General features: G+C 31.2%; 5 protein-coding genes and 1 pseudogene. 4 read left to right on the top strand and 2 right to left on the bottom strand.

The features are described 5' to 3' along the window. Nucleotides 1-599 precede the first annotated feature (599 nt). Nucleotides 600-1175 carry a transposase gene (locus CVD18_RS21045; RefSeq protein ID WP_103867451.1) on the bottom strand — a complete coding sequence of 192 codons (576 nt, stop codon included), beginning with the start codon at nucleotides 1173-1175 and terminating at the stop codon, nucleotides 600-602. Between the two features lie 93 nt (nucleotides 1176-1268). Between CVD18_RS21045 and CVD18_RS23275 the strand changes: the two are divergent. From CVD18_RS23275 to CVD18_RS21025, 4 genes and pseudogenes are all read left to right on the top strand, one after another. Beyond that, nucleotides 1269-1884 (top strand): annotated as a pseudogene (locus tag CVD18_RS23275) (IS1595 family transposase); the annotation flags it as partial. A gap of 474 nt (nucleotides 1885-2358) precedes the next feature. Next, nucleotides 2359-4053 carry an NAD(P)/FAD-dependent oxidoreductase gene (locus tag CVD18_RS21035; protein ID WP_103867449.1) on the top strand — a complete coding sequence of 565 codons (1695 nt, stop codon included), beginning with the start codon at nucleotides 2359-2361 and terminating at the stop codon, nucleotides 4051-4053. A 166-nt stretch (nucleotides 4054-4219) separates the two neighbouring features. Further along, nucleotides 4220-4882: an HAD family hydrolase gene (locus CVD18_RS21030; RefSeq protein ID WP_103867448.1), complete on the top strand. Its 663-nt coding sequence runs from the start codon at nucleotides 4220-4222 to the stop codon at nucleotides 4880-4882. A 558-nt stretch (nucleotides 4883-5440) separates the two neighbouring features. Next, a complete protein-coding gene (locus CVD18_RS21025; RefSeq protein WP_146052887.1) occupies nucleotides 5441-5656 on the top strand; it encodes a hypothetical protein in 216 nt (71 codons plus the stop codon). A gap of 42 nt (nucleotides 5657-5698) precedes the next feature. Here CVD18_RS21025 and CVD18_RS21020 read toward each other — a convergent pair. Beyond that, a partial coding sequence (locus CVD18_RS21020) for an integrase core domain-containing protein (protein ID WP_146052742.1) occupies nucleotides 5699-5954 on the bottom strand: 256 nt, incomplete at its 5' end.

The following is a 5954-nucleotide window of genomic DNA, read 5'->3' as shown; positions in this document are numbered from 1 at the left end:
TGAAACCATTTAATGGAGTGGCAACTAAATATCTACAGAATTATATGAACTGGTTTATGGTCTTGGAACGCATAAAAGAGAATAACCAACGTCTCAAATCCTTTGCCTACTATGCCCTTGCTGGACAAAATGCATGGCAAATTTGGAAAACAACAACTGAATCAGTCATATAGTAGAATATAGCCAAAGAAAACTGATAATAAAATTTCAATTATCTTGTTTGTAAAAATACTGCAGGTAATAATTAAGAAGCATATGGCGTATCGTAGGCCAACGTTATATGCCTTGTTTACTGGTCGATTACTTGTTTTAAATAAGATGGAAAACGTTTTTTTGAAGTAGTTATTAAAAGAGAAAAATATAGGAATCCGCTAGCGGATTTGCACCTTAAATCCGCATGTATTAATAAATTTAAGTTTATTTCTAATAATTTGTATTGTACTCTGGTTAAATCTTGGAGTTTTTATGCTTTTGGATGATCTATTTTTCGAAGAATCAATTTTTCACATATCTCAAAATACACTACTGCATATTAGTAAGCCCCAACTTTGTTGGGGTTTGCTTTTTTGATAAGTTATTTTGGGAGTATCTTGGTTTTATTAAGTTTTAAAATGTAAGTCTCCATATAATCGAAGCTTTTGTTGTCTGGATGATCTTACCCATTTGGCAGGAATTGTAATAAATCTAAAGATGAATTTTTTGATTCTAAAGTTTGACCTCAGATATTTAAATCTATTCGAAAATAATGTTATTATGTAATGATATAAATTTCTGCAGATAGCTGAAAACAACAAGAAAACTGTATTTTGTTCTAACTTAGAGAAAGGAAGATTATTCCACCCAAAATCATTCTTCAAAACATCAAATTCCTTTTCGATAGCTCCTCGTTGATTATAAAACTCAGTGACTTGGTTTTTTGTCTTGCTCCAATCATTAGTTAAAACTGCTGAATAGTTATAGGCTTCATTTGTAAAGGCATTTATTTGAAAGTCGTTTCTTTTCACTTTGGTCACAACAAGTCTATGCTTTTTTAGTTTGCGTTTTTGTTTTCTCTTTTGTGCGATACTGGTAAACGGAGTATAGGTCACTTCTCCTCTATAAGCTGTCTCTCCTCCTAATATGATTTTCTCCCAATTATCAATCAAGGCAATACTTTGAGCAAGAGCACCACTCATTACTATGATACTCCCAATGCTTAGGACAGAATAAAGTTATTTTTTAATTATTAAGGCTCTAGTTTAACTTAGCTATTTTTTGTATATTATGTTATGATCCATAGCAAATTAAAAGAAGTATTGCTTTTACTGGAAAGTGATGAACGTGAAAAATTACTAGCAGAAGTTCGTCTAGAGCTTAATACAGAAATTGAGCAACAGATTATTTCCAGACGGGAGATTCTAAACAACAAACAAGGTGCATGTCCTCATTGTTTTGAGAAAACCTACATTCGTACAGGTCTAGACAAGGATTCTCAACGCTATAAGTGTAAATCCTGTATGCGTAGTTTCACAGAATACACAGGTATTTGGATGGCTCGATTACGACGTAGAGATGTGATTTCTGATTATCTAGAGCTGGTGTTAGAAAAGAAAAGTCTCGATAAGATAAGTAGAGCACTTAGTATAAACAAAAAGACTGCTTTCGATTGGCGGGCGACATAAGATACTTGTAGCATTAAATGAAAATGATCAGGATGATTTTACTGGAATTACAGAAAGTGACGAGACTTTTTTTCTTAGATCAGAAAAAGGAATAGAAGTGAAACAACGTGAGTCCAGAAAGAGAGGAGGAAGCTCTACTAAGTGAGGTGTCAGTAATGATCAGGTTGCAGTTATAGTTACTCAAGACAGGAAATCAGCAATAGATATAAGTGTTGTTACTTTATCCGTTACCGATACACCTAACCACATAATTTACAACACACTAACTTTATGAAATACAAAAATAACGCACATATCATACGTTTTCTCCATAAGTATAACATAAGAAAATAATTTTAGATTTTTATTTAACTACTTAAACTTTTTCGAAAAATATGAACATTTATTTTGCTTAATTAAGAAACGAGCATTTTATGAGATCAATAATCCATTATTTTCCATAGGTATTTTCAATCCTTAATAATAGGATTCATATGATACTCATAATCTTAAAACCTAAAAACTCAACAATGAATTTATCATATCATGAACTCAAAGTTCAAAAAAAGGCATTTACCCCATTGCCAGAAGAAATTTTCAACATTGTCATAAGATTTAGCCTTTTAATAACATTATCATACAATACCCCTGAGATAATAAAAAACGTCAATTTAGAGAGAGTACATATTTTATAACAACTGTCCCCTAGAAATATATTATGCAAACTCAATATGACATTATAATTATGGGTGGTGGTTCTTCTGGACCAATATTAGGAGCCCTATTACAAAAGAAAAGCAACCTAAACATCGCTATTTTTGAGCAAGAAAAATTCCCAAGAAATAAGATTGGTAAGTCCTTTACTCATCCAATAATTCCTATTCTTGAGGAAGCTGGTGTTTTGCAAAAAATAGTAACCAGTAAATGCTGGATAAAAAAATACGGAGGAATTTTTGATTGGGATCATACCTCTCCCAGGACTACCTTTTTTGATATGCAAAACTATTTAGAAGATCAGGTATATCGTTGGGCAATACATACAGATAGAGCAGAATTTGATAAAATCCTTCTAGATCATGCCAAAGAATTAGGAGTATCGGTATTCGAAGAAAAAAAGATTACCACATATCGCCCTAATTCAGGCAATAGATATGTTAAACTCAAGTCTGGAGAAAAAATCAACTGCTCTATTTTTGTAGATGCTTCTGGCAGAAAAAACAATGTAATACTTTCTGCTATAAAAAGTTTTCTTTCTAATTATAAAAATCTAACTGCATGGATTCATATTACATCAGGAAAACCAGCAGAAGATTTAGAAGGAAATTGGAACATATTTAGAAAAGATCAATTATCTCCAATAGCTTGTTTTGCTTTTGAACATGGTTGGGTATGGTATATTCCTATTCCTAAAATCATAAATAACAAACATACAACAGTACATTCATTAGGTATTGTTACAGATCCAAAACTGGTCAGATCACTAGGTAAAAATTTAAACAAACCTAAGGAACTTTTTGAATTTGTTAAAACAATCCCTATGCTACATGAATTGATCAAAGATGCCAAACCAATATCTGATGAAACAAAAATCGTATCCAATTATTCTATGATTCAAGATAAATTTTGTGACCTCAATGAGGGATGGATTATGGTTGGAGATTCTACCTACTTTGTTGACCCTCTTTTTTCATCGGGAGTAGCATTTGCTGGCGGTATGGCATCTACTGCTTCTTTGCTAATCAGAGAGACGATAGAGAATCAAAAATTAACTTTAGAAGCTAAAAATGATATTTGGTATGATTATGATCAAGAATGGCATAAAATAGCTCATTCTTTTGCCTTATCAATAGACCAATGGTATTATGCTATTGCTAAACATAATCCTCAAAGCGTTTTTTGGAATAATAGAAATATGTTAAGCTCTGATTTAGGTATCAAAGATGAAAAATTTAATGCACTGGTCGATACGTCTCTCAATCAAGATTTGCTTACTATACTTACTTCTGGTTCTTTAAAAAAAGAAGATCTAGACACAAAAGGAAAGTTTTTAAGAAAGCCTTCTGAGTTGAATAAATGTGAACCTCAACCTGAAGATCAAATTTCATTGCATGATGGAATTTATATAAGAGAAGGGTATTCTATCAATGTTCCTGGTTTTAAAGCAAGTATTCCCCCTATGAACATCTCTAAAGAGGAAAAAGAAGCGATAGCTACTTATTGGAAAGACCCTTTACTTAATTCAGATGCTGTTCCTTCAGAAACAAATAAGTTAATCTCTTGTTGCAGATTTACCAAAAGAGGGCTTCATAAAAATAAAGAAGTAAGCTTTATAAGCCATAAAACTAATGGTAAAGCGCTCTATTCATTATTAAAAGGTAACACTAGGGCCTATCAAGAATTAGAAAAAAAATGAATTCAGCGCAGAAAACATTACTTAAAAACTTAATTCTACCAGGAATGGTCATAGTGACAAAGACTCAAATAACAGAATTTATAAACTAACTCATACTACTCTACAACAACTTCCTTATTGATAACTAAACTGTAATGGGAGTTGTTGTTACTTTTAAATACATTATATGAAAAAACAATATCGCGGAGTCATTTTTGACCTTGATGGTACACTTCTTAACACTTTAGAGATATACACTATCTTGATGAACCGTTTATTAGAATTATACCATTTACCAACTCATGACAAACAACAATATTCTCAATTTATAGGATTAGGAACCAAACATTTTATAACACAAGCATTACCTCCCGAATTTAGGACTAATGGAAATATTGAATCCTTAATCAAAGAATTCAAAAATTTATATCAAGAGCATTATCAACAGCATTCTTTTGTGTACAACGGAGCATACAAAACATTACAAAACCTCCAATTCAAGGGAATTAAATTAGGAATCCTATCCAATAAACTTCATGACCTCACCTGTGCTTGTATACGCCATTATTTCCCATTAATAAAATTTGACACCATTCTGGGGCAAACCAAACGATATAAAAAACCAGACCCTAAAGGGATATTGAATATTTCTAAGACAATGAGAGTTTCTACAAAACGATTGATATATGTAGGGGATACTGAAATTGATATTCAAACAGCAAAACAAGCATCTATTGATAGTATTGGGGTTACATGGGGTTATAGAAATAAAACCGTACTACAATCGTCTGACCCAAAATATATGGTTGATAGTTTTGACGAGTTATATCAAGTTATATTTCCATATTAAACCAATGTAAATACAAAACTTTCTAAATCTTATAATAAGCATTTACAAACGACTTCAATCTATATTGATTTTTTATCATTAATCTTTATTTTTATACAAGTAAAGATTAATGATAAAAAACCAATAGTTATACGTAATTGAAAAAATTAGATGAGAACTTATAGAAAAGCATTATAATTTTCGCTTTCCAGAACTTTTTAGAAATTTATGGTGATGGTATGCTAAATTGGAACAAAGGGTGGAATGAACCATGGACAGAACAATGTAATTAATTTACCGAGATATACCCAAAAATAAAAGCCCCCCTCTCTACCCCTTCATACTGGAGAGTTTGATTTTCAATTACTTTCTCAACATGAAATTATACACTAGGGTTTTCATGAACATTAGGGTCAAAACATCAATTTATTCCTTTTACTCAAACCAATACTGAATACTTATTTACTTTTTATAAAAATATTGAGATAGAAAACCAGCATCTTATCGTTCTGGTTTGGCATGATACAAATTAAGCAGATATTTTATCTAAAAAAATTTGAAGATTTTATATTTCGTAGAATGCTAGAAAGGGTAGCAAATATCGAGGAAGATGATATTAATGATAACTTTGAAGGCCAAATTAATCTTTTCCATAAAAAAGTACTTGCTGATCTTAGTACTCCCAAAAAATACCTAAATCAAGAATATATTGATATTCTTACCGAAATATTCAACAGACCATTTCTCACAGTCGAAACAATTATCTCAGTTAAAGAAATGAATTCTATGTTTTGACCCCTATAAAACAAGAGTAATCTTTTAAATTTGGATTATTAATTATGCTACTCTATTTTTCATTAAAATTAAGTGTTTGTCTTTGTTCCATTTTTCCATAGGAGTTATTCTTCCCAATAGTCCATGATGCCTTACGTTGTTATAGAAAACCACATATCTTTTTAGTATTTGTTGAATCTCTCCAAATGTTCTATACTCAAATCGTTGAAAGACTTCTTTTTTAAGTATTCCATGATAAGCTTCTACATGTGCATTTTCCTCTGGTGTAGCAACATGAGTAAACTCTTGACTTACCCCT

Origin of the sequence: Aquimarina sp. I32.4, assembly GCF_002924285.1 — a bacterium.
Classification (GTDB): domain Bacteria; phylum Bacteroidota; class Bacteroidia; order Flavobacteriales; family Flavobacteriaceae; genus Aquimarina.
The sequence above is the reverse complement of the archived record's forward strand: the minus strand, read 5'-3'. Positions and strand labels throughout refer to the sequence as shown.

Coding starts and splice junctions, on each gene's coding strand:
- CVD18_RS21030 (WP_103867448.1), top strand. CDS start 4,220: ATGAAAAAACAATATCGCGGAGTCATTTTTGACCTTGATGGTACACTT.
- CVD18_RS21045 (WP_103867451.1), bottom strand. CDS start 1,175: ATGAGTGGTGCTCTTGCTCAAAGTATTGCCTTGATTGATAATTGGGAG.
- CVD18_RS21035 (WP_103867449.1), top strand. CDS start 2,359: ATGCAAACTCAATATGACATTATAATTATGGGTGGTGGTTCTTCTGGA.
- CVD18_RS21025 (WP_146052887.1), top strand. CDS start 5,441: ATGCTAGAAAGGGTAGCAAATATCGAGGAAGATGATATTAATGATAAC.